The 22,558-nt window shown below is 61.0% G+C and carries 17 protein-coding genes and 1 tRNA gene; 7 read left to right on the top strand and 11 right to left on the bottom strand.

What is annotated here, in order from left to right:
- Positions 1 to 41 precede the first annotated feature (41 nt).
- A complete protein-coding gene (gene ligA, locus GOB94_RS12345; protein ID WP_255484427.1) occupies positions 42 to 2,201 on the bottom strand; it encodes an NAD-dependent DNA ligase LigA in 2,160 nt (719 codons plus the stop codon).
- Between the two features lie 96 nt (positions 2,202 to 2,297).
- Here ligA and GOB94_RS12340 point away from each other — a divergent pair, with 96 nt between their 5' ends.
- Positions 2,298 to 2,570: an oxidative damage protection protein gene (locus tag GOB94_RS12340; RefSeq protein ID WP_182276199.1), complete on the top strand. Its 273-nt coding sequence runs from the start codon at positions 2,298 to 2,300 to the stop codon at positions 2,568 to 2,570.
- A 158-nt stretch (positions 2,571 to 2,728) separates the two neighbouring features.
- Positions 2,729 to 2,805, top strand: a tRNA-Pro gene (locus tag GOB94_RS12335).
- A gap of 187 nt (positions 2,806 to 2,992) precedes the next feature.
- Here the strand turns inward: GOB94_RS12335 and GOB94_RS12330 are convergent.
- Complete coding sequence (locus tag GOB94_RS12330; protein ID WP_182276198.1) at positions 2,993 to 7,030, bottom strand: carboxypeptidase-like regulatory domain-containing protein; 4,038 nt, start codon at positions 7,028 to 7,030, stop codon at positions 2,993 to 2,995.
- A 94-nt stretch (positions 7,031 to 7,124) separates the two neighbouring features.
- A complete protein-coding gene (locus GOB94_RS12325) occupies positions 7,125 to 7,331 on the bottom strand; it encodes a hypothetical protein (protein WP_182276197.1) in 207 nt (68 codons plus the stop codon).
- On the opposite strand from GOB94_RS12325, the gene GOB94_RS12320 reads away from it, so the two are divergent.
- Positions 7,330 to 7,686, top strand: coding sequence for a hypothetical protein (locus GOB94_RS12320; protein WP_182276196.1), 357 nt, complete (start codon positions 7,330 to 7,332; stop codon positions 7,684 to 7,686). The two genes, GOB94_RS12325 and GOB94_RS12320, sit on opposite strands and share 2 nt — an antisense overlap.
- 166 nt (positions 7,687 to 7,852) lie before the next feature.
- Here GOB94_RS12320 and GOB94_RS12315 read toward each other — a convergent pair whose 3' ends face one another.
- Complete coding sequence (locus tag GOB94_RS12315; RefSeq protein ID WP_182276195.1) at positions 7,853 to 10,066, bottom strand: glycosyl hydrolase; 2,214 nt, start codon at positions 10,064 to 10,066, stop codon at positions 7,853 to 7,855.
- Positions 10,067 to 10,146: 80 nt separating this feature from the next.
- Positions 10,147 to 11,085 carry a type I phosphomannose isomerase catalytic subunit gene (locus tag GOB94_RS12310; protein WP_255483915.1) on the bottom strand — a complete coding sequence of 313 codons (939 nt, stop codon included), beginning with the start codon at positions 11,083 to 11,085 and terminating at the stop codon, positions 10,147 to 10,149.
- A 94-nt stretch (positions 11,086 to 11,179) separates the two neighbouring features.
- Between GOB94_RS12310 and GOB94_RS12305 the strand changes: the two genes are divergently transcribed.
- Both GOB94_RS12305 and GOB94_RS12300 read left to right on the top strand, forming a co-directional pair.
- Positions 11,180 to 12,400: an alpha/beta hydrolase gene (locus tag GOB94_RS12305; protein WP_182276193.1), complete on the top strand. Its 1,221-nt coding sequence runs from the start codon at positions 11,180 to 11,182 to the stop codon at positions 12,398 to 12,400.
- 214 nt (positions 12,401 to 12,614) lie between these two features.
- Positions 12,615 to 15,032 (top strand): bifunctional (p)ppGpp synthetase/guanosine-3',5'-bis(diphosphate) 3'-pyrophosphohydrolase, encoded by a 2,418-nt coding sequence (locus GOB94_RS12300; protein WP_182276192.1) that lies wholly within the window; start codon positions 12,615 to 12,617, stop codon positions 15,030 to 15,032.
- Positions 15,033 to 15,071: 39 nt separating this feature from the next.
- Here GOB94_RS12300 and GOB94_RS12295 read toward each other — a convergent pair whose 3' ends face one another.
- Positions 15,072 to 16,304, bottom strand: coding sequence for a glycine C-acetyltransferase (locus tag GOB94_RS12295; RefSeq protein ID WP_182276191.1), 1,233 nt, complete (start codon positions 16,302 to 16,304; stop codon positions 15,072 to 15,074).
- Between the two features lie 169 nt (positions 16,305 to 16,473).
- Between GOB94_RS12295 and GOB94_RS12290 the strand changes: the two genes are divergently transcribed.
- Positions 16,474 to 17,406, top strand: a complete 933-nt coding sequence (locus tag GOB94_RS12290) for a hypothetical protein (RefSeq protein WP_182276190.1) — start codon at positions 16,474 to 16,476, stop codon at positions 17,404 to 17,406.
- Positions 17,407 to 17,490: 84 nt separating this feature from the next.
- Here the strand turns inward: GOB94_RS12290 and GOB94_RS12285 are convergent, their stop codons facing one another.
- Together GOB94_RS12285 and tdh are read right to left on the bottom strand one after the other, a co-directional pair.
- The gene (locus GOB94_RS12285; RefSeq protein WP_182276189.1) at positions 17,491 to 17,688 is read right to left on the bottom strand and encodes a hypothetical protein; all 198 of its coding nucleotides are present in this window, start codon (positions 17,686 to 17,688) and stop codon (positions 17,491 to 17,493) included.
- Positions 17,689 to 17,777: 89 nt separating this feature from the next.
- On the bottom strand, positions 17,778 to 18,833 hold the full coding sequence (gene tdh / locus GOB94_RS12280; RefSeq protein ID WP_182276188.1) for an L-threonine 3-dehydrogenase: 1,056 nt from the start codon (positions 18,831 to 18,833) through the stop codon (positions 17,778 to 17,780).
- Between the two features lie 280 nt (positions 18,834 to 19,113).
- Between tdh and GOB94_RS12275 the strand changes: the two genes are divergently transcribed.
- A complete protein-coding gene (locus GOB94_RS12275; RefSeq protein ID WP_182276187.1) occupies positions 19,114 to 20,328 on the top strand; it encodes a VWA domain-containing protein in 1,215 nt (404 codons plus the stop codon).
- 189 nt (positions 20,329 to 20,517) lie between these two features.
- Here GOB94_RS12275 and GOB94_RS12270 read toward each other — a convergent pair whose 3' ends face one another.
- The 3 genes from GOB94_RS12270 to GOB94_RS12260 form a co-directional block, all read right to left on the bottom strand.
- Entirely contained in the window at positions 20,518 to 20,898 is a 381-nt protein-coding gene (locus tag GOB94_RS12270) for an RNA-binding S4 domain-containing protein (protein WP_182276186.1), read from the bottom strand.
- A gap of 451 nt (positions 20,899 to 21,349) precedes the next feature.
- Positions 21,350 to 22,312: a tRNA (adenosine(37)-N6)-dimethylallyltransferase MiaA gene (gene miaA, locus GOB94_RS12265; protein WP_182278608.1), complete on the bottom strand. Its 963-nt coding sequence runs from the start codon at positions 22,310 to 22,312 to the stop codon at positions 21,350 to 21,352.
- An 11-nt stretch (positions 22,313 to 22,323) separates the two neighbouring features.
- Positions 22,324 to 22,554, bottom strand: coding sequence for a hypothetical protein (locus GOB94_RS12260; protein ID WP_182276185.1), 231 nt, complete (start codon positions 22,552 to 22,554; stop codon positions 22,324 to 22,326).
- Positions 22,555 to 22,558: the final 4 nt, after the last annotated feature.

The raw sequence follows: 22,558 nt of genomic DNA, 5'->3' as shown, positions 1-22,558 counted from the left end.
TGGAGTTCATCTCCACGCCCTTCTGCTTTCAACTCATCGCATCAAAGCATCGCCAGCAACCCAGCCTCATCCAAAACCGCAACCCCCAGCTGCTGCGCTTTCTCCAGCTTCGACCCGGCCTCTTCCCCGGCAACCACATAACTCGTCTTCTTACTCACCGATCCCGAAACCTTCCCACCCGCAGCCTCGATCTTCTCCTTCGCCTCATCGCGAGTCAGCGTGGGCAACGTCCCGGTCAGTACAAACGTCATGCCCTCCAACTTCGTTCCGCGCTCTCGCTTCTTTGAAGTAAACGTCAGCCCATAGCCTCGCAACCGCTCCACGAGCGCCAGGTTGCGTTCGTTCGTAAAGAACTCGCGCACCGTGGCTGCAACCTTCGGCCCAATGTCATTCACCTTCGTCAGCTCTTCTTCAGTCGCACCGATCAACGCATCGATCGATCCGAACTCGTCAGCCAACGCCTGCGCCGTACGTTCTCCAACATGGCGGATGCCCAGCCCCAGCAGCACTCTGTTGAGCGGCTGCTTCTTCGAAGCCTCGATCTGGGCCAGAAGTGCATCTGCCGTCTTTTCGCCGATGCGTTCCAGCGTCAGCAGCGTATCGCGGTTCACCTTCGTCGAATCGTAGACATCGGCGATCGAGTGCACCAGCGCGGTCTTCGTCGGGGCCTCAGCTTCAATCTCACTCTCATCCGTCGAAGCCTCCAGACTAGCGGTACCCACCTCGGCCAGCGTATGTCCCAGAAGCTGGGCCACCATCGACTCACCCATGCCTTCGATGTTCATCACCCCACGCGAAGCGAAGTGCCGCAACTCCTCTTCCAGCCGCGCCGGGCAACTCACATTCACGCACCGCAGATCCACTTCACCAGGCTCGCGAACCAGCGCCTCTCCGCAGCGCGGACACACCTCGGGAAACACAATCTCCCGTTCTCCACGCGGATGTGCCGCATCCTCCACCACCTCCGTGATCTTCGGAATCACATCCCCACCACGCTCTACCGAAACGAAATCGCCGATCTTCAGCCCCAGCCGCTCAATCTCATCCGCATTATGCAGCGTCGCCCGCGTCACCGTCGTCCCACCCACAAACACCGGAGCCAGCGCCGCCACCGGCGTCACCTTCCCTGTGCGTCCCACCTGAAAGAGCACTTCCTCCAGCATCGTCACCGCTGCCCGCGCCGGAAACTTGTAGGCAATCGCCCACCGCGGAGCCTTGCCCGTAAACCCCAGCCGCCGCTGCTGCGCGGTCGAATCCACCTTGATCACCACACCGTCAATCTCATACGGCAGCCCATCCCGCTTCGCCTCAGCCTCCGCGATAAACGAAAGTACTTCGTCGATCGACGACACAACCCGCGAGTTCGGATTCACCAGAAATCCAGCCCTGCGCAACGCCTCCAGCCCTGCGCTCTGCGTCTCCAGCAAAAACTCTCCCGTCGCTGGTTCCCCTTCGCCGCCGGCACTCAACAGAAAGTACGCAAACAACTCCAACCGCCGCTGCGCTACGATATTCGGCTCCAGCGTCCTCAGCGTCCCCGCCGCGGCATTCCTCGGATTCACCGCCGGCGCCAGCCCCTGCGCCTCGCGTTCTTCATTCATCTTCCTGAAAGCCGCCTGCGGCAGCACCACCTCGCCGCGCACCTCAAACTGCTGTGGCAGCCCCGCATCCTTCAGCCGCTTCGCGCTCACATGCAGCGGCACGCTCCGAATCGTCCGCACATTCGACGTCACATCCTCGCCCACCGTGCCATCGCCCCGCGTCACGCCGCTCTTCAGCACAGCAGTCCCCTTCACCCCAGCCTCATACGTCAGCGCCAGCGACAACCCATCCAGCTTCAGCTCGCACACAAACCCCGGCTTCTCACTCGCCGCCAGCCCACCCTGCACGCGCTCCGCCCACGCCCGTAGCTCTTCTTCGTTGTACGCGTTGTCCAGCGACAGCATAGGCTTCGAATGGGCCACCTTCACAAAGCCTTCCTTCGGCTTGCCGCCCACCCGCTGAGTCGGTGAGTCCGCAGCCACCAGCTCAGGATGCTCTGCCTCCAGCGCCTTCAGCTCATTCATCCGCGCATCGTACTGCGCATCTGTCCACTCCGGCTGGTCCAGCACGTAATACAGATACTCATGGTGCCGCAGCTCTTCCCGCAGCGCCTCCATCTTCGCCTCAACCGTCATCCCGCCCGCCTTCACCGTAGTCATCGCCACGATTATAGAGAGCCGCCTCCATTCGAATCTCGCCTCTCGTGTCTTACCTCTCTCCTCGGGTAAACTATAACCACTAGGGAGAAACACGATATGCCGCACATGGTTTTCTGCGCCAAATACAAAGCCGAGATGGAGGGCCTCGAAGAGCCCCCGTTTGACTCCGACTTCGGTCAGAAGATCTACAAGACCGTCTCTCTCAAAGCCTGGAACGAGTGGATCGAGCGCCAGAAGATGCTCCTTAACGAGTACCGCCTCCAGCCCTGGACCCGCGAGGCCCAGGAGTTCCTCGTCGAGCAGATGAACGAGTTCTTCTTCGGCTCCGGCGGCGAGTTGCCAAAAGAATACATCGCCCCTTCCGCATAGGGTTCTCGCCGCCTCTTTCGTGTAGACTAGAGACACCCCAGCAGCTGGCGCTTCCCGCGCGAGCAGCGAACAGCAACAAGTCGGGACGTGGCCCAGCTTAGAGCGTATGGATTCATCCATACAACGAGCGCACCAGCTCCAGACAACAATCGAATAGTCGGGACGTGGCTCAGCCTGGTAGAGCGCACCCTTGGGGTGGGTGAGGTCGCTAGTTCGAATCTAGTCGTCCCGACCATTTTCCCTCTGACAACTTAGCTTCTGGCAAGCCGCTTAGCCCTATTTGTGGTTAATCATCGCTATGCAACGTAACGAATGCTACGAATGTCGCAAAAGGGTGGCTGGCGCATTCGAAAGCTGCGCCAGCCACCCTTTTGCCGTTCCAGCACAATCAGCGGCGAATCTCTACGTGTGGCCGACACTGTTCAGAATGAAAGGCGCGCAGAGAATTGCAGCTGACGCGGAGTGTTGTAGGATGAGCAGCCAAGGCCACCTGGTGTTGTGCACACCGTACCGTCGGTCCCGCTGGGATTAGGAAGTCCTTGGTTGTTGAATACATTGAACGCATCTACGTTGACACGAAGGAGCAAGCCCTGCGTGATGGGAAAGACCTTGAACAACGAGGCGTCCACACTCCAGTTCCACGGCCCGTTCAGGACAGTATGACCGTACGGGTTGGTTACATCGATAGCGCCCTGTGAGGAGCCGTTATTGTTCTCGGAGGGGACAACGCCATACGCAAGAACCGTCCCTGCTGCTTGTTGCTGGCCGGTTGTGGAGTTGATGACGCCTGTCATCGCCACATCGTTTGTGCCGAAATATTTGTCCACCACGGTTTTGCCTGCGACAGGAGCACTGCATTCCGTATCGATGGGCGACTGATAAGGAGCCCAGTTAGAAGGCAGCCCCTTGACGACCGCGGCGAGTCCTGCAGCACAGGTACTATTGTTCACGACAGTCGGTGCAAGATACCCATTGAACCATTCGTAGCTCTTCAGGCAAGTGCCACTGCGGCAGTCCGTAATGGGTGCGCCGTGCTTGTACACTTTCAGCGGATTTGTTGCTCCCCAGTTCGTGGTTGTGATCTGGAAGTCTGTCACAGTAAAGCGTGCGGCTCCTGCTAACTGCCAGCCGCCGATGATCTCATTCAAAGCGCGGTTTGAGTTCCCCAGCCAGCGCTTGCCACGTCCAAACGGCAAATCAATGAGGCCGTTGACCTGAAGATGCTGGGGTGGATTATTGGTGTCCACCATATAGTTTTCCCAGCGATTCAAAGCCTTGTAGTAACCCCATTTCGGCGTTCCTGGCGGTGGTGGTGGCGGCAGGTTGGGCTGAGTCAATACAGTACCCCCTTGCGGAACATAGCTCACCGAACTCGCGCCTGAAAATGCGTAAGCGCTATAAGGATCGACCTCATCCGCATTTTCGCCGCCGTAATCACCGCCCGTCCGCATGGACTTCGACCACACATACATAATCTGCCAGGCCTTGCCGTTGTGGTACAGACGCTGCCAAGTGGCTTGCAACGCGTTGTAATTCGACCAACCGCTCTTCTGGATCTGATAGCTTCCCGTTCCATAAGTGACGTTGTCGTAAGGGCCCTCGCCAGTGCTCGTATTCGTCGGTCCAATCGCACTGGATGCAGGCGGGGTCTGGCCTGTCGAGACCTCCCAACTGAAGGCCGAAGGATGGTCGTTATAGAAGAAATAATTGAGCAGGTTCGTGCCGTGTGTGTAGAGGTAGCTCAAACGAACGACAGAGTTCCATTTAGTGGGTTGCTCAACGGTGAAGTTGGCCTCATCGACATAGGATGGAGGATCGACGGGATCAATACTTACGATACCCATGCCAGGGGCGATGGCATTCGTGCTGTCGCTATTGATGGCGTTCGCACTGTTCACACCCATGATCGGTGTTCCACCCCCAGCCAGGGTCGTGGCATAGTTATAGCCGGATGAACTGTTCGGAGTGCTGGTGAGCAGATAGCTGTTTCTGGGAGCATATTGAACGCTTGTGTAGCTCTCCGAATACGAAGCGGTAAATGGATTATTGCGGTTGATCTCGCGATATCCCTCGCGGATGGGGATGGGATAGATATACCGTCCAACGCCCCCTCGCACGACCGTTCCCCACTTGACCGGAAACGGCTGCCAGGCCACTCCAACGCGAGGTCCCCAGGTGGAGTTGTAGTTATTCACCAGCATGGGAGGCAGATCGGCCTCGTCCGGCGTTTCGAAGTGCGCACCGTTAAGCTCGTCATTATTGATAATGGCCTGCGTCGTGAGGCCCTCGGCAATCAACTTTGAGACAGAAGCGGAGGTTACGATCGCATCGTTTTTGAGGTCGAAGCCCATCATGGCACCCTGGCCTTCCCACGCGGCTGGATGAGCCTCATAACGAAGTCCGAGGTTGACCGTGACGTTAGAACGGACGTGGAAGTTGTCCTGGAAGTAGGCGTCTATCTCCTGATCGCGAAGATGCTGGTAGGGAGGTTGAAGATTGACGCCATAACTCGATGCACCGCCCAGAAACTCGTCGGCATTCAATTGGCCCGTATTCGTAAAGGCAGCCGGCGTCGAACTGGTGTAGGTTGAAGGATTGCCAAGACCTGTATCCTCGCCGTTGAAATTGACCGAGTCCTTGATCTGGTCTGGCCGTGAACCAAACTGCTCCAGGCGATACCGGCCTCCGAACTGCAGCTGATGCCTACCTAATGTCTTAGTCAAATTTTCGTCGATCTGAGAGATCTTGGCAGTCATACCGTACTGAAACTGCGTTCCATCAAAGGGCTGAAAGATGCTCTCGATGTATGGGAAGCCGGTTTCGCCGAAATTGTTCGGCAATCCCAGCGGGGCTTCGTAGTTGACAAAGGGTGAGCCGCCGGCATAATTTTGCTCGCCGTTCCACTGTTGACTCAGGATGGTTTCAGAGAAAAACGTCGGCGAAAAAACGTGGTCGAACCCAAGGGCAGCGGCAAATAAGGCGTCGGGGTTATAAGAAATGCCGCTGACACCTGCTGGAATATTGAATCCCGAGGGGGTTGTAGCAGCCAGGCTGTATGACTCTTTGACAGGGTCGTTCCGTGGAGAGGTGCTCGTAGAAATATTCTGCGTGTAGCGCAGATATGCGCGGTTGCTTTCATTGAAAACCTGATCGAGCCTGAAGGTGATTTGCGGTTCGATCTGGAGTTCAGGCACCAAAGCTGCGAGATTCGACTTCACTAGTGGATTGTTCGTATTCGATGGGGCCGGCGTCATGGCATTGAATACAGCAGCTGTCGGAGATTCGCGGCTCATGGGGATCTGATTATTAACAAAGGCTGTGCGGCAATACGTGTTGGTCCCGGTGGCACCTGCGTTAGCGCAAGTGGGACTGTTGGCTGTTGTTGCCGGATCGTAGAGTTGTTGCAGCACACCTGAACTATTGACCAGTCCGCTGAAGTCACCTTGACGCATAGCCATCGTCGGCACCGTCTCGTTCTGAGAGGCCTTTTGCGCCAGTGAGTAGCGTTCATACGCAAAGAAGAAGAAAGACTTATTGCGCCCGTTGTAGACGTGCGGGATAACGATTGGGCCACCAACCGAGCCGCCGAACTCATTGCGGACATATTCCGGAGCCGCATAATTCGACGCCTCCTGCCGGCTACGGGCGATTCCGAACGCATTGTTGCGCGCCGTCTCAAAGATCGAGCCATGGACTCGGTTTGTTCCCGATTTCGTGGTGATGATCGCCGTTGCAGGGGCCGCAAATTGAGCGCCCGAGATCTCCGTTTCAACACGGACCTCCTGGATCGCATCGGGGTCAACCATCTGGGTCGGACCCTCATGAACGCCGCCAAATTCTCGGTTGGCCAGCGTTACGCCATCCGTCTCATATTCCAATGCCGGCCCTGATAGGCCATTCGCACAAGAACCGGATTCGGGGCAGCTCTCAAGTCCTGGAGTCGTCTCGTTCACCAGCGAAATGATGTTGCGCCCATTCATAGGCAGTTCGTTGATGCGCTGATTTTCAAGCGTGGCTGAGATCGTGCCGCTATCTGGGGTCGCGAGTTGAACGGTATCTGCGGTTACATCTACCTTCTGATTGACCGAGCCCGTCGTCAGTCTCGCGTTGAGCACCAGGTTCTGTCCTACCAGCAGGTCGATCTTGCGCTCGTAGGTCTGCATTCCCGGCGCCGAGATGGTAACGGTATAGGAGCCGGTGAAGAGCCCCAGCACCTGGTAAAAGCCAACGGTATTTGAAGTTGCATCCTCTGCCTGTGAAGTTGCGTTATTGACGACGTGGATCTTCGCTTGAGGTACGAGAGCACCCGTAGGATCGGCAACTGTGCCCTGGATGGCGCCGGCACCGCTCTGTGCGGCCGCCGTAAAGCACCCGAATATCGCGGCCACTGCCAAAATCGCCGCCCACTTTGGGGTGCGCTCTCTCCAAAACAATGGAACTGCATGGACCATGGGGTTCATCACGCTAAATCCTCCGGAAGTTAGTCGGTTTCCTTCAAACTTTTATGCCTTCGATCAGTCAGCTCGACACGTTAGTTCAGGGTTCGTACGAGTGTCAATGAAAAAAACGATCTGCTAATAAAACTATTGAAATTGGAAAAGCAGCGCTCCCATCCTGGTGCAGCGAGACTTTCTCTCCATGGACCTGCGACACCATCACCTTGATTTCAGGCAATGGATCGTCGTAAAGCGCAACACCGACGTCTGGCCGTGCGCGTTCATCGTTGCCGATTCCGCCAACGCCCCACATCATTCCAATCATGTTTAAAGAGCGCATCCTCAAGGCACAGCGCTCAGCGGCCACACAGCCCGGCCCGGCGACGATCAAGCATCTTGAAACACGAACGCTGAATGCACAGCCGGCTTGCCTCTCTCCACGACAGCAGCCAAACGACCGCAAACAGGAGACACTCTTTCCTCTTCAAGCTGCCTGTTCGAGCAACACCCCTCAGCTCACAAAACTCCGTACCACTACCGCATCCCCGCCGAACGCATATTCTCCCACCGTCACCGGCACAATCACCGCCGCACCCGCCACCAGCTACCGCAACATCCACTCAGCCAACACTCATGCCACCATGATGGAGATGACTCCAGCAGGAGACCTCCTTACTTAAGCCAAGCTGCCCCACCTCTGTCTTTCAAGACCCTGCCACTATAAGCAAGTCACCTCGCCGATGCAGGGCAGATAAAGGCGCGGTCCCTGGAGATTCAGGAGATTCACGCGGCGAGCTTTGCACGGATTGCATAGGAAAGTCATCCAATAGCACCGGCCATTCCTCGTCATCGCAACACCAGCACCTCGGTCGCATAGGGCGCGAGTGTAATCCGCACACCTGCATAATCGCCTGTATCGATCGTCTGCACTGACCTGCTCTTCCCACTCTCCACGTCCCACACCTCCGCACGAGTCCCCTTCTTCCCCACCATCAACCGGTCGTCCAACGCTGTACTCGACTCATTGAACAGCAGCACCACCCTCGCATTCTTCAGCCGCCGCGTCATCACTCGCAGCGCCGTATTCGGCGTCTCCAGCTTCACCTCACGGGCGGGGAGTTCGCGCTCCACCGCCTCCACATACCCCTGCGGGACAACCATAGGCTCGGGCGCCGACGCCGGCGGCTGTGCCGGCGGAGTCGGCGTCACCGGCAGCTCGCCCGGAATCACCGTCGCCCATACAAAATCTTCCGCGCTCACCTTCCGCGAATGCAGATCGTTCCGCCCTCCCACAAACTCCGGCACCGCACCCAGAAACACCACCTTGCCGCCACTCTTCGCAAAGCTCAGCAGACGCGCCACCACAGCCTCCGGCAGCAGCTCTGCATCGGGCACAATCACTGTCTTGTAGCGGTTGCCGCTCTCACTCGCGAACGCTCCCGAAGCCATCGTCAGCTGTGACCCAATCGCATCCTCACCCACAATGTCGAAGTCCACCTGCTGCTCTCCCAGCAACCGCTCGGCGGACACAAACGTATCATCGGCTTTCTTGTCGCCCATCCACAACGATTCCGCCGGCAGCAGCAGCGCCACCCGCGCGGCCGGCCTTCCGCGGCTCATCAGATAGCTCATCCGGCTCGTGTACTGCATCAGCGCAGGCCACGCCGCATCGCGCATCAGCGCACTTGGCCCGCCGCGCCCCGGCGTGCTCGACGCCGGAAAGTACATCGTCTCCACCAGATTCACCCCGCGTACAAACTGCTCATTCAGGATGTACCGTGCCATCGTCACATCCGGCTCCGGCCTGTACGCCGCAAAGCTCTCCGTAAACGCCCGCGGATGCCCATACACATGTGCAGCCGACGACGCAAACCGCGGATAGTCCGAAACCGTGTCCGTCCATATCTGGTGCCAGATCGCATCGATCCCCGGCACCTCCACATACTGCATATCGCGGAAGAAGTCCCCTTCGCTGTGCGCCAGTTGAAGCTGCATCTCCTCATGGTTCAGATGCACCTGGTACTCCAGCCCGTTCTCAGCGCACCACTCCCCCTGCGGCTTGAAGAACCCATCGCGAAACATGTCCGAGAACACATCGTAGTAATCCGCGCGCACCCGCAACTGCTCCGGCGTCAGCACAGCATCGCGCCCCTGCAGAAACACCGCCACATACGGACGCACATCGTACCCCTTCATCGCCTCAAACTTCGCGAACAGCTTCGGAGTCCACGGCAGCCCGCTGATCGAAAAATCCGGCTCATCCCCACGGAACCCCAGGATCGTCTTCCCAAACTCATCCCCCACAGCCTTCTTGTAACCCTCATGCGTAAACGCCAGGTACTGCGCCGTCGCCGCCGGATCGAGATAATCCTCCAGCGACTGCTCGCCATCCTTCACCCTCTTCGGGTTCGTGTCCGAACGCGTCGGCGAAGTCTTGAACGCATGCTCCACCACATATACCGTCCACTCGCCCCCGGTCGCCGTCCACTGCGCCCGACCATCCTTCACCGGCACCTGCACCGTCTCCCCATCGCTCGCGCGCACCGCCGTCACCGCCACCGTATCCGGCCCCACGCTCTCATCGAAGCCCGCCCCCGCGCTCACCGCAACCTTCTTCGCCACCACCAGCGCCTGCATCCGCAGCTCCGGATGTTCACTCGTAAACAACCCGCCCGCAAACCCGCTCGGATACCCCGCGTCATCCACGATCCATACGCGCATATCGCGCTTCTTCGCCGCGGCCACAAACTGCTTGAAGAACGCAAACCACTCGGGCGAAAGATACTTCCTGTCGCTGCCATACCCGTACTGCACAGTCACGGCTCGAAACCCTAGCGACTTCATCGTATCCAGGTCGCGCTGCACGGTCTCAATCGTCGCCGCCCCATTCAGCCCGTAGTACGGCTCCGGCCCATACTCCGGCGGAGGATCAGCCCACACGCCGCGCACCTGCTCCACCGTCGGCATGTTCAGTCTCTGCCAGGGTCGCGCACTTGTCTGCGCCAGGGCCGCCGTCGCCACAACACCCACCACCCACATCGCCGAAACACACAACCGCATCGTCTCTCTCCTTGACCGCGACCACACTATAGCAGACGGAGAGAAACTATTTCCTATTTGAAGTTAGTTGGGTAGCGCCCTCAGCTCACAAACGCCCGCACCACCTCAGCATCACCCCTCAACGAGTACTGCCCCACCGTCGCCGGCACAATCACCGCCGCACCTGCCACCAGTTCCACATCGCCCGCAGCACTGCTCGCCGTGCCCGAACCCTTCAGCGCAATCAAACACTCAGCACCCTTCGACGCCACAGTGAGGGCCTCACTCGTCAGCGCATACTTCTCCACCGTAAAGTGCGGCACCTGTATCAGCCGCTCACCACCCGCAATCGACTGAGGAACAACCTTGCCCGCATCCGTCTCCAGCTTCAACACCTCGAGCCCGCGCTCCAGATGCAGCTCCCGCGGCCGCCCATAGTCGTACAGCCGGTACGTCGTATCCGAGTTCTGCTGGATCTCCAGGATCACCGCACCCGGCTCCAGTGCATGCATCGTTCCAGCCGACACATACACCATGTCGCCCGCCGCAACCGGCACGCGCACCATCAGCTGCTCCAGCGTCCCATCGCCGATCGCGCGCCGCACATCGTCCTTGCTCGTCCCCGGCTTCAGTCCCAGCAGAATCCCCGCATCCGGCTCGGCCTGCAGCACATACCAGCACTCCGTCTTTGCCTGCGTCGTCCCGCCAAACAGCGCCGCATACGCATCGTCCGGATGCACCTGCACCGACAGCTTCTCCTTCGGGAACAAATACTTGATCAGCAGCGGAAAGTACTCCCACGCCGTCCCATCGCGACGCGCACCCAGCAACGACGGCTCCGCAGCCGCAGCCGCGTCCAGCGTCTTGCCTGCCAGCGGACCGGTCTCCACCACGCACTTATCGCCCGAAAGCCACGCTTCGCCGATCGCTGTCTCGCTCGTATACGCGTACCACGGCTTCAGGTCATGAAAACCCCACACCCGCTCCACCATCAACGGCTTCAATCGAAACGGCGCAACACCCTGGATCAAAACATTCACCTCAATTGGTCTCCTCTTTAGGCTATCAGCGCTGCTACTCCAAAGACACCTGTGCAGCCGCCATATTCCGGCGTAAAATCGTCTCCATCCAACCATGTCCATCTCTGTGCGACGACGCCTCTTCGCCTCCCTCATGCCCGCGCCTCTGCTGGCTCTTGCCATCGCCTCGCACGCTCTCTCGCCCGCCAAGGTCAAAAAGCCCGTCGAGCCCACCATCCTCAAAACATCCGACGGCACCGTCGAAACCGGCTACCTCGACGACGCGCCCTACCGCATCGACATCCCCAACAACTGGAACCACTCTCTCGTCGTCTTCTACCACGGCTACGCGGAACAGCCCTACCTCTACCGCATCACTGACCACATCAACTCGCAGGCTCTCCCTCTCTTCGAGCGCGGCTACGCTGTCATCGAGAGTGGTTACTCACAGACAGGCTGGGCGCTCGAGCAGGCTTACCCCGAAACCGAAGACCTTCGCCGCTACTTTATCAAGCGCTACGGCCAGCCCCGCGAGACCTACGCCGCAGGCGGCTCCATGGGCGGACAGCTCGTCGCCATCACTCTCGAGCTCAACCCCAGGCCCTACGTTGGCGGGCTCGATCTCTGCGGCTCCGTCGGTGCCTCCTATCAGAACTTCAACCGCCGCTTCGCCGACCGTGCCGCCTTCGACGTCTACTTCCCCGGCGTGCTGCCCCCGCTCGACCCGGTCCCCACCGGCTTCGAGGATACCGCGGCCGATCGCAGCCGCGTCCTCGCTGCCCTCCGCACCAACCCTGCAGCCGCCACACTCCTGCGCAACCTTACCGGACTGCACTCAGACGTCGACCTGGCTCACAACATGTCCTACTGGACCTTCATCACCGAGGACCTTCAGCGCCGCGGCGGCGGCAACCCCTTCGACAACCGCAACCTCATCTACTCCGGCACCGATCCTGCCTCTTCCGCCTCGGATCTCGATCTCAACCAGCGCGTCCACCGCTACGCCGCCGACCCCAGGGCCCAGGCCTACCTCGTCCACCACTACACACCCACCGGGAACCTCGGTCGCCCGATGCTCGCAATCCACACCATCTACGACCCCATCGTCCAACTCTCGCAGCTTCCGCCCTATCAGAGACACGTCCAGGCTGCAGGCGCTGGTCGCAACTTTGTCCAGCAGTATGTTGACCGTGAAGGCCACTGCAACTTCACCGAAGACCAGATCGGCGACGCCTTCGACGAGCTCGTCCACTGGACCCACGGCGGCCCGCCACCCACACCCGGCCTTCTCAAAATCAAGAAGCCCGAAGAGCCCGCCGAAACCAACCGCAAATAGCAGCGAGCCCTCACGAATGGGTGCCCCATGTCTCGCCTCTGAGATATGGGTTCGCACAATATTGGGTGCCCCATCTTCGCGACAGTTCTATCGTCGCTACGGTGGGATGAACATCGGCATGAAGACGGGCTCCGCCGCCCAAAACAGTCCTCAGTTTTCAGCCTTCATTTCCGGGCTCTTATACGCCTGCCGCACTCTCCCCGTATAATGAACTATGGCAATCGCTCCGCCGGGTGCAGCCCAGTCTGCTGCGCCAGAGAATCCCGCGCCGCCTGCCGGCGAGGCCGACCTGTCGGCCAGCGAAGCTAATCCGGTCGGCGCGACCGCGCCGCCCGACGCTCCGGCGCTCTCTGCTGTGCCTGCCGTGCCCCCCTCCGCATCGCCTGACCCCGTCACCGGCAACCCCAAGCTCGACGCCGACTTCCACACACTTCTCGACACCGTCCGCGCCAACCGCCCCAACGACGACCTCGATCTCATCCGCAACGCCTGGGCCTTTTCCATCCATCAGCACGCCGACCAGAAGCGTGCCTCCGGCGATCCCTACATCGCCCACCCTCTTGAAGTCGCTCTCGTCCTCGCCGAGTTCAAGATGGACTCCACCGCCATCGCCGCCGGCCTCCTCCACGACGCCGTCGAAGACACCGACGTCACCACCGCCGAGATCGGCAAGCGCTTCGGCGAACAAGTCGCCCACATCGTCGAAGGCGTCACCAAGCTCGACAAGATCAAGTTCGCCAACCGCGAAGACCATCAGGCCGAAAACATCCGCAAGATGCTCCTCGCCATGGTCACCGACCTCCGCGTCGTCATGATCAAGCTCGCCGACCGCCTGCACAACATGCGCACGCTTGAGTTCCTCAAGCCGGAAAAGCAGCAGCGCATCGCCCGTGAGACCCTCGATGTCTACGCTCCGCTCGCGCACCGCCTCGGCATGGGCAAACTTCGCGGCGAGCTCGAAGACCTCGCCTTCCGCTACACCGACCCCATCGCCTACAACCAGCTCACCACCGAGGTCGACAGCCTCCGCGCCGAAGGCACCTCTTTCCTTGACAGGATCGTCAGCACCATCGAAGAGAAGCTCGCCGCCGCGCACGTCCAGGCCCGCGTCCAGGCCCGCATCAAGCGCCTCTACTCCATCCAGCAGAAGCTCGCCAAGCACAACATACCCGTCGACCAGGTCTTCGACCTCTTCGCCCTCCGCGTCATCACGCAAAGCGAGCAGGACTGCTACGCCGTCTTCGGCCTCCTGCAAAATCAAACCGCCTGGCGTCCCGTCCCCGGCCGCTACAAAGACTTCATCGCCATCGCCCGCCCCAACGGCTACCAGTCGTTGCATAACTCCTACATCACCGAGGACGGCCACCACTTCGAAGTCCAGATCCGCACTGAAGACATGCACCGGATCGCCGAAGAGGGCATCGCCGCCCACTGGAAGTACAAGGCCTCCGACGAGGTCTCCGCCAAGGACGAGCAGCGCCTCGCCTGGGTCCGCCAGATGATGGAGTGGCAGCGCGACATGGCCGACCCCAACGAGTTCATGTCGACCCTCAAAGTCGACCTGTACCCCGAAGAGGTCTACACCTTCACTCCCAAGGGCAAGGTCATCGTCCTGCCCAAGGACGCCTCGCCCGTCGACTTCGCCTACGCCATCCACACCGACGTCGGCCACGCCACCACCGGCGCCAAGGTCAACGGCCGCATCGTCCCTCTCCGCCACAAGCTCCGCAACGGCGACATCGTCGAGATCACCACCCAGACCGGTCATAATCCCTCGCGCGATTGGCTTAGCTTTACCAAATCCTCCCGAGCCCGCAACAAGATCAAGCACTGGATCAACGAAAACCAGCGCGCCCGCGCCATTGAAGTCGGCCAGAAGCTCCTCGATCGCGAGGCCCGCAAGTTCAAAGTCTCACTCGACAAGTTCAAGCCCGCCGACTTCGACCGCATCGCCTCCGAGTACGGCCTCGCCGCCCACGCCGACCTCCTCGCCGCCATCGGCTTCGGCAAATACTCCGCCCGCCAGACCCTCAACAAGCTCGAACCCGGCAGCACCATGCCCGTCGAAGAGCCCGCCTCCAACGATCCTTTGCATGAGCGGCACAACGCCCTCGCCCACATGTCGGAGAGCGTCAAGCGCGTCTTCTTCGGCAAGGGCTCCGAGTCCCTTCAGGTCGAAGGCCAGGACGACCTCCTCGTCTACCGCGCGCGATGTTGCAACCCCATCCGCGGCGAGGCCATCATCGGCTACGTCACCCGCGGCAAGGGCGTCGCCGTCCACGCCCGCAGCTGTCCCAACGTCCAGAACCTTCTCTACGAAGCCGACCGCCGCATCGACGTCGCCTGGGCCGAATCCGAACCCATCTCCACCGGCGGCCCCAAGGCGGCCACCTACCCCGTCCGCCTCATCATCGTCTGCGACGACCGCTCCGGCCTCCTCAAAGAGTTCACCGCCATCATCTCTGAGGACGGCACCAATATCCGCTCGGTCGACACCAAGCCCGCCGTCGACGGCGTCGTCAACGTCGACTTCGTCATTGAAACCCTCGACCTCCGCCACCTCGAACGCCTCACCCAGAACCTCCGCAAAGTCCCAGGCGTCCGCGACGTCCTCCGCGTCCAGAAAATCTAACGCCCCTCATTGATCGCCGCTACTCCCTATTCCCTGCACCTACAAAATCCCCATCCGCTTCGCCGTACTCGTCAATACCTCCAGCGCCGTATCGATCTGCGACTGCATATGCTCGCTCGTCATAATGCAGCGTACACGGGCCTTGCCCTCCGGCACAGTCGGAAACGCAATCCCCGTCGCCATCACACCCTGCTCAAACAGCGCCTTGCTGAACTCCATCGTCTGCCGTCCATCGCCCACAATAATCGGAGTAATCGGCGTCTCACTCTTCGGCGTGCTCTTCCCGCCGATATCAAATCCCGCACCCGCCAGCTGCGCCTGAAAATACTTTGTATTCACCCACAGCCGCCCAATCCGTTCCGGCTCATTCTCCAAAATGTCGAACGCCGCCATGCAGCTCGCCGCCACACTCGGCGGATGGCTCGTCGAAAACAGAAACGGCCGCGCCCGATGATGCAGATAGTCAATCAAATCGCGGCTCCCGCACACATACCCACCCAGCGCACCAATCGCCTTCGATAGCGTACCCACCTGCACATCCACCCTCTGCGTGCATCCAAAATGATCGACACTCCCGCGCCCATTGCGCCCCAGCACACCACTCGCATGAGCATCATCCACCATCATGATCGCGCCATACCGGTCGCACAGATCGCACAGTTCCTTCACCGGCCCAATGTCGCCATCCATGCTGAACACGCCGTCCGTAATCACCAGCTTCCGCCCCGGCTCGTTCTGCACTTCCTTCAGCAGCTCTTCAGCATGAGCAACATCCTTATGCCGAAACACCTTGATCTTCGCGCGGCTCAACCTCGCCCCATCGATGATCGAAGCATGGTTCAGCTCATCGCTCAGGATGAAGTCTTCCTTCCCCAAAATCGACGACACCGTCCCTGCATTCGCTGTGAAGCCTGACTGAAACACCACGCAGGCCTCCACGCCCTTGAACGCGGCAATCTTCTCCTCCAGCTCCATATGGATCTTCATCGTCCCGGCAATCGTCCTTACCGCACCCGACCCGACGCCATACTTCGTCGTCGCCGCAATCGCCGCCTCGCGCAGCTTCGGGTGGTCGCACAACCCCAGGTAGTTGTTGCTCGCCAGATTGATCACCTCGCGTCCGTCATAGCGGCAGATCGGTCCCTGTTCGTCGTCTAACACCCGCAGTTTGAAGTAGGTACCCTTGGCCCGCAGTTCATCCAGCTGGGTCGTCAGATGTGCCAGTTGTTGCCGTTTCGTCGTCTCGTGGTGGAGTGGTGCCGCAGCGCTCATATGCCCCACATCTTAGTCCTTTTGCACCTCATTCCCACAGATCGTCCTGTTCTTCCTCCGGCGACTCAGGCAGCACCGCACCCCCACCCCGCATCCAACTGGATACCTGCATCATGCAACCCGCAAAGACCGCCGGCAAACCTCAAGCGCCCTCGCGGAGGAGACATCCATGAACACCACGCACGACCGGCACTTCAGCGAACCACATCAGTTGACCCAGCGCCAGCGCACCATCTTGCATCTCGTCTGCACCACCGCTGTTCTCGGTGTTGTACTTCTCGCTCTTCTCACCGGCTGCAGCAGCCGCGACGCCAGCGCCGTCGAACAGGCCAAGTCTCAGGCCGTCACCACCAACACCCCACAACAGGTTCAGTACGTCGACAGCAAGGGCGACACCGTCACCGACGTCGTTCAGCCCCCCGCCACGCAAGGTGGCAAGGCCACCGTCACCCGCACAGTTACGCCGCCCGCAGCCGGAGCCCCCGTTCCTCCCAGCACCAACCCCGTCATCACGCCGCTCGGCCCCAACAACACGGCGGTCGTCAGCTCCTCCGGCAAACCTGTGCCGAACCCCCAGCCCGTGCCCGTCTCCATCACCGTCCCTGCGGGCACTGGTCTCTCCATCCGCATCAACGAGCGCATCAGCGTCAAGACCGCCCGCGCGGGTGACCGCTTCACCGGCGAGTTCGCCGAACCCGTCTCCCAGAACGGCTCCGTCATCATCCCTCGCGGCACTCCCGTCTCCGGCCGCATCGACGAGTCCCACCGTCGCGGCCACTTCAAAGGCCGTTCCATCCTCGAGCTTCGCCTCACCGCCATGACCCTCAACGGCAGCGAGTACCCCATCGACACCCACGACAACGTCGAGTCCAAGAGAGGCAAGGGCAGGCGCTCCGCCGGCTTCATCGGCGGCATGACCGGTGCCGGCATGTTGATCGGAGGCCTCGCCACCGGCGGTGTCGGCCTCGCCATCGGCGGCGCTGCCGGCGCAGGCGCGGGCACACTCCTCGCCGGTGCCACCGGCAACCGCGACATCACCATCCCCGCCGAGTCCGTCGTCCGCTTCCGCCTCGCCGACGATCTCGTCGTCCAAAATCCTTAACGCTTCACGCTCGCCCTCCTCCGAGGCAGCACAAAGGCCCATCGGCAACGATGGGCCTCACTGTTTGCACACCTCTTCATCCCCTCACACGATCGGCATGCACCCCGTCCACGCCAGAAACTCGTGTTCGCACTCCTCGCACACAGGCTGATGCCCTGTCTTCAGATCCAGTGCCTGGGTCCGTATCGGCCGCAGCACAGCCTCCATCACACCTGCCTCATTCTCCACGCAGGTCCTCTCGAACTTGCAGTGGCACCGCGCACAGGTAACGATCTCGGTCATCGCACCCTCCACGCCGCAAAATACTACTCCCGCCTCATTTCGTTTGTCATTTCCACTGGGAATCTACTTCCGTTCCCATCTCGCCTTTTCTATTCCCTATTCCCTACTTCCAGCAAAATCTTGCTCGCCTCACCCGACTCCAGCAGCCTCATCGCCTCATCAAACCGCTCCAGCGGCAGCCGATGCGTAATCACCGGCCCCAGGTCAATCTTCCCGCCCTTCAGCAGCGCCTCGGCCTCGTACCACGTCTCATACATCTTCCGTCCATTGATCCCCAGCACCGTCGCCCCTTTGAAGATCACCGCATCGGCTAAATCCAACTCCACCGCGCGCGCTGGGATTCCCAGCAGGCTCGCTCTTCCCCCCATCCGCAGCAGCTTGAACCCCTGTCGAATCGCCGCCGGATGTCCACTCATCTCCAGCAGCACATCCACCCCGTTGCCACCCGTCGCCGCCTTCACCTGCCTCTCGACATCGCTCGCACCTGTATCCAACGCAATATCCGCCCCCATCGTCACCGCCAACGCCCGCCGAATCGCATTCGGCTCCATAGCAAACACCGTCCCCGCCCCACACGCCTTCGCCACCGCAATCGCAAACAGCCCAATCGGTCCGCACCCCATCACCGCAACGGTCTGCCCCGCAATCGCTCCACTCAGCACCGTATGCACCGCATTCCCAAACGGATCGAACAGCGACCCCCACTCCCGCGGTATTGCCTTATCCAGCTTCCACACATTGCTCGCCGGAACCTTCACATAGTCCGCGAACGCCCCATCCGCATCCACCCCCAGGATCTTCACAAACTGGCACACATGCGCCTGCCCGCTCCTACACTGCAAGCAATGCCCGCAGGCCACATGCATCTCGGCTGAAACGAAATCCCCCACAGCAACACCCTGCACCATCGCACCCACCGCCGTCACCGTCCCGCAGAACTCGTGCCCCGGCGTATACGGCGTCCTGATCCGCCTCTGCGCCCACTCGTCCCAGTGATAGATGTGCAGGTCCGTCCCGCATACACTCGCCGTCTCCACTGCAATCAGCACATCGCTCGGCCCAATCTCCGGCACCGATACCTCACACATCTCCATCCCCGGCGCGGCCTGCGTCTTCACCAGCGCCTTCATCGTCTTCGGAATCATGCTCAGCCCTCACTCCTGCTCGCGCGGCAACTCAAATCAAGCCTGCGCGTCAAACACCCTATGGTAGCCCTCATCTTGGAGGCTCATCACCCTCGCCGCCAATCAGGTACCCCAGGGCTTCAACCTCGGGTCTCACAACGTTCTCTCTCTTTGCCCCGCCACCAATCAGGTACCCCGAGGCTTTAGCCTCGGGTCTCATAACCGTCCCTGAAAAGGGGCTTCAGCCCCGGGGTTTGCTTTCGCCTCTGGTCCGCACATCCCGCTAAACTTGAGACAACCGATGAAGCTCCGCGCCACCATCACGCTCCTCTCCGCCGCGACCCTCATGCAGGCTCAGCAGCCCGCGCAGACACCCGCACCCCCCAGCACCGCAGCGGAGCCCGCACAGCAACCCGACCTCACCCCCACCGACCAGGGCTACTCCATCACCGCGCGCAGCACTCTCGTGCTCGTCCCCGCGCTCGTCAAGGACAAGTCCGGCAAGCTCATCTACACCCTCAAAGCCTCCGACTTTCGCCTCACCGACGACGGCATCCCGCAGCCTCTCCGCCTCGAAGAGGACAACGGCGGCCAGCCGCTCGCCATGGTCATCTGCGTCGAGGTCGGCGGTGCAGGCCGCAATCATCTCCACGACTACGACGGCCTCGGCCCCATGCTCGACAACATGCTCGGCGGCATCCCCCACAAGGTCTCCATCGTCGCCTTCGACTCCACCCCCACGCTCGTCCATCGCTGGAGCTCACACCTCGACAGCATCTCCCAGACTCTCGCCTCGCAGGACCCCGGCGACTCCGGCGGAGCCGTCCTCGACGCCGTCAACTTCTCCGTCAATCTCCTGCGCCCCGTCCCTACCACCTACCGCCGGGCGATTCTTCTCCTCTCCGAAACCAAGGACAACGGCAGCCACACCACCCTCGGCCAGGCCCTCCGCGCCATCTCCGACACCAACACCGCCATCTACTCCGTCGCCTTCTCCTCCAACCGCGTCGAAGAAGCCGGCGCCGCCTCCAAGCTCTCCTCCGACGAGCCCGGCCCCGACCACGGCTGCTTCTCCCACGACCCCAAGACCGACAAGGTCGTCAAAACCGACGGCAGCGTCGGTCCTGCCGAAGAGTCCAAAGGCACCCAGTACTTCGACTGCGCCGCCGAGCTAGCCCCACCGCTCGTCCTCGCCCGCATGGCCGAGATCGCCGCCCGCAACCTGCTCCGCAAAAACATCTCCGAGTCCGTCGCCAAGCTCACCGGCGGCGAGAGCTTCAAATTCAAGGACGTCAAAACCCTCGACCGCGACCTCTTCACCATCGCCAACCACATCCCCAACCGCTACGTCCTCAGCTTCCACCCGCAGAACCCCCACCCTGGCCTCCACGCCGTCTCTCTCACTCTCCCCAACTACGACCACCTCACCATCGAAGCCCGCAGCAGCTACTGGGTCGACGACACCACCACCGCAACCCCTCCAGCCTCCAACGCGCCTGTAACTCCTAAACAATAGTCTCTCTGGTTTTGTCATTCCCAGAGGGAATCTGCGTCTGCCCTCATCTCTTCAGGTTTGTCATTCCCGAAGGGAATCTGCGTCTGTATTTGCCGTTGTTTGTTTTCCTTCGCGACCTTTGCGGGCTTCTCCTTTGCGCACTTCGCGTGAACGCTTTTGCCGCAGCAAGCGCCGAAGGCGCGAGCGTACCTACCGTCCCTTGAACCGATGAATCAACCGCCGGTCTTTCTTCGACGGCCGCCCCTCCGTCACCGGCACATCCCAAGCAAACATAGCCTTCTTCTCCGCCGCCTCTTTCTCCCGCGCAGCCTTGCTCTCCTCCGTCTCGCGATACAACCCCTGAGCCACCGCCGCCGGCCCACGCACCTCGCTCAACGCCAGCACCTCCACCCCAAACGTCGCCGCCTCGGTCTTCACCCGCAGCATGTCCCCCACGCGAACCTCCCGCGCTGCCTTCGCCACCACCTCTCCCGATATCACCCGCCCCAACTCACAGGCCTTCGCCGCCAACGCCCGGGTCTTAAAGAACCGCGCCGCCCAAAGCCACTTATCCAGCCTCACCCCATCCATACGAAACTCCTCTTCTCATTCTTACCCACCAAGCCCGTCATTCTGAGGCAAGCAGAGCGCATGAAAACTGCCGTCATTCTGAGCGAAGCGCAGCGGAGTCAAGGAACCCCGAGGCTCAAAGCCCCGCCCAACTTTCACCCATTTTCGGCCGCGCACTCTCTTGACCAGGCGACGATCAGGTACCCCGAGGCTTCAGCCTCGGGTCTCATAGCCCGGAATGAAAGCAGGGCTTTAGCCCTCAGGTATGCCTCTTCGCTGTCAAGCCCACGCCGCGGCTTTCCAGATCCAACCACAACAAACGAAACCACTTCCACGCCGAAAAAACCTAACAAATCATCCCCCTCAACCCACTAAAATAGAAGTAGAGATCAAGCACAAATCACATGGCCGGTCACCGGGGATCAGACCTCCACAAGTCCACCCCCAAGCCCCGCCAAATCAATATTTTCGATCAAAAAGTATCCGGGGGGAGGGGTGGGGGTATCAGAGCCCCCTCAACACTCTCTCGCACCGCAGCCTCATCCCCAAACCCATTCAGCCAGATCATCTCCGGCTCCCGCCGAAACCACGTCAACTGCCGCTTGGCATAGTTCCTGTGCCCCTGCTGCGCCGCCGCCACAGCCTCCGCAACCGGCATCTCTCCCCGCAGCACGCTCATCGCCTGCGCATACCCCAACGCCCCCAGTGCCCGGCACCCACCCCCAAACCGGTCCCGCAACCCACGAGTCTCCTCCACCAGCCCGCGATCGAACATCGCCGCCGCCCGGGCATTGATCCGCTCATAAAGCGCCTCCCGCGGAGGCCCCAGCACGAACTGCGTCACCTTGTATCCAGTCAACGGCTCACGCCCCGCCTCCCACTGCACGGTCTGCGGAGCCCGCCCCGCGAGCGTCACCTCAATACTCCGGATCACCTTCGGCACATCGTTCTCATGGATCGCCGCCGCTGCCCTCGCATCCAGCCGCTGCAGCATCCTGTGCAGCCACGCAGCCCCGCGCTGCTCCACCCGCAACCGCAGCCGCTCCCGCAGCGCCTCATCCCGCTGCGGAGCCGGTGCCAGCCCCTGCAGCAGCGCCCGCAGATACAACCCGGTTCCGCCAGCCACAATCGGCACCTTGCCCCGTTCGCGGATGCCCGCAATCGCCGCCCGTGCATGCCGAGCATAGTCCCCAGCCGTGCACTCCTCATTCGGCCAGTACAGGTCCAGGCAGTGGTGCTGCACCCGCGCCCGCTCCTCCGCCGTCGGCTTAGCCGACCCGATATCCATCCCCCGGTACACCGCCACCGAGTCGCAGCTCACAATCTCGCCGCCGCCTTTACCTCCGCGCCGTAAGGCTTCGGCCAGCCACATGGCCAGCGCTGTCTTCCCGCTCGCCGTCGGCCCAGCCACAACAATCAAAGGAGATTCACCCAATGCAGACTCGCTCACCAGTGCCTCCACCAACCCGGCAGAAACACATTGTGCACGCCAGCCCGCAGCATACTCACCACCAGCACCAGCAGCGCCAGCAATACCAGCCCGCGCACCATACTCCGCCGCTCCAGCCTGGCCCGCTCCGCACGATACGCCGCCTGCTCCACCCGCGCACGCTCCAGCGCCCGCGTAGCCGGTGGGGCCTGCGGTGCACCAGCGCGCGGCTCAGTCTGCGAATCCATGTCG

The organism is Granulicella sp. 5B5, assembly GCF_014083945.1.
Taxonomy (GTDB): domain Bacteria; phylum Acidobacteriota; class Terriglobia; order Terriglobales; family Acidobacteriaceae; genus Granulicella.
This window is presented reverse-complemented; position numbering and strand designations above follow the sequence as displayed.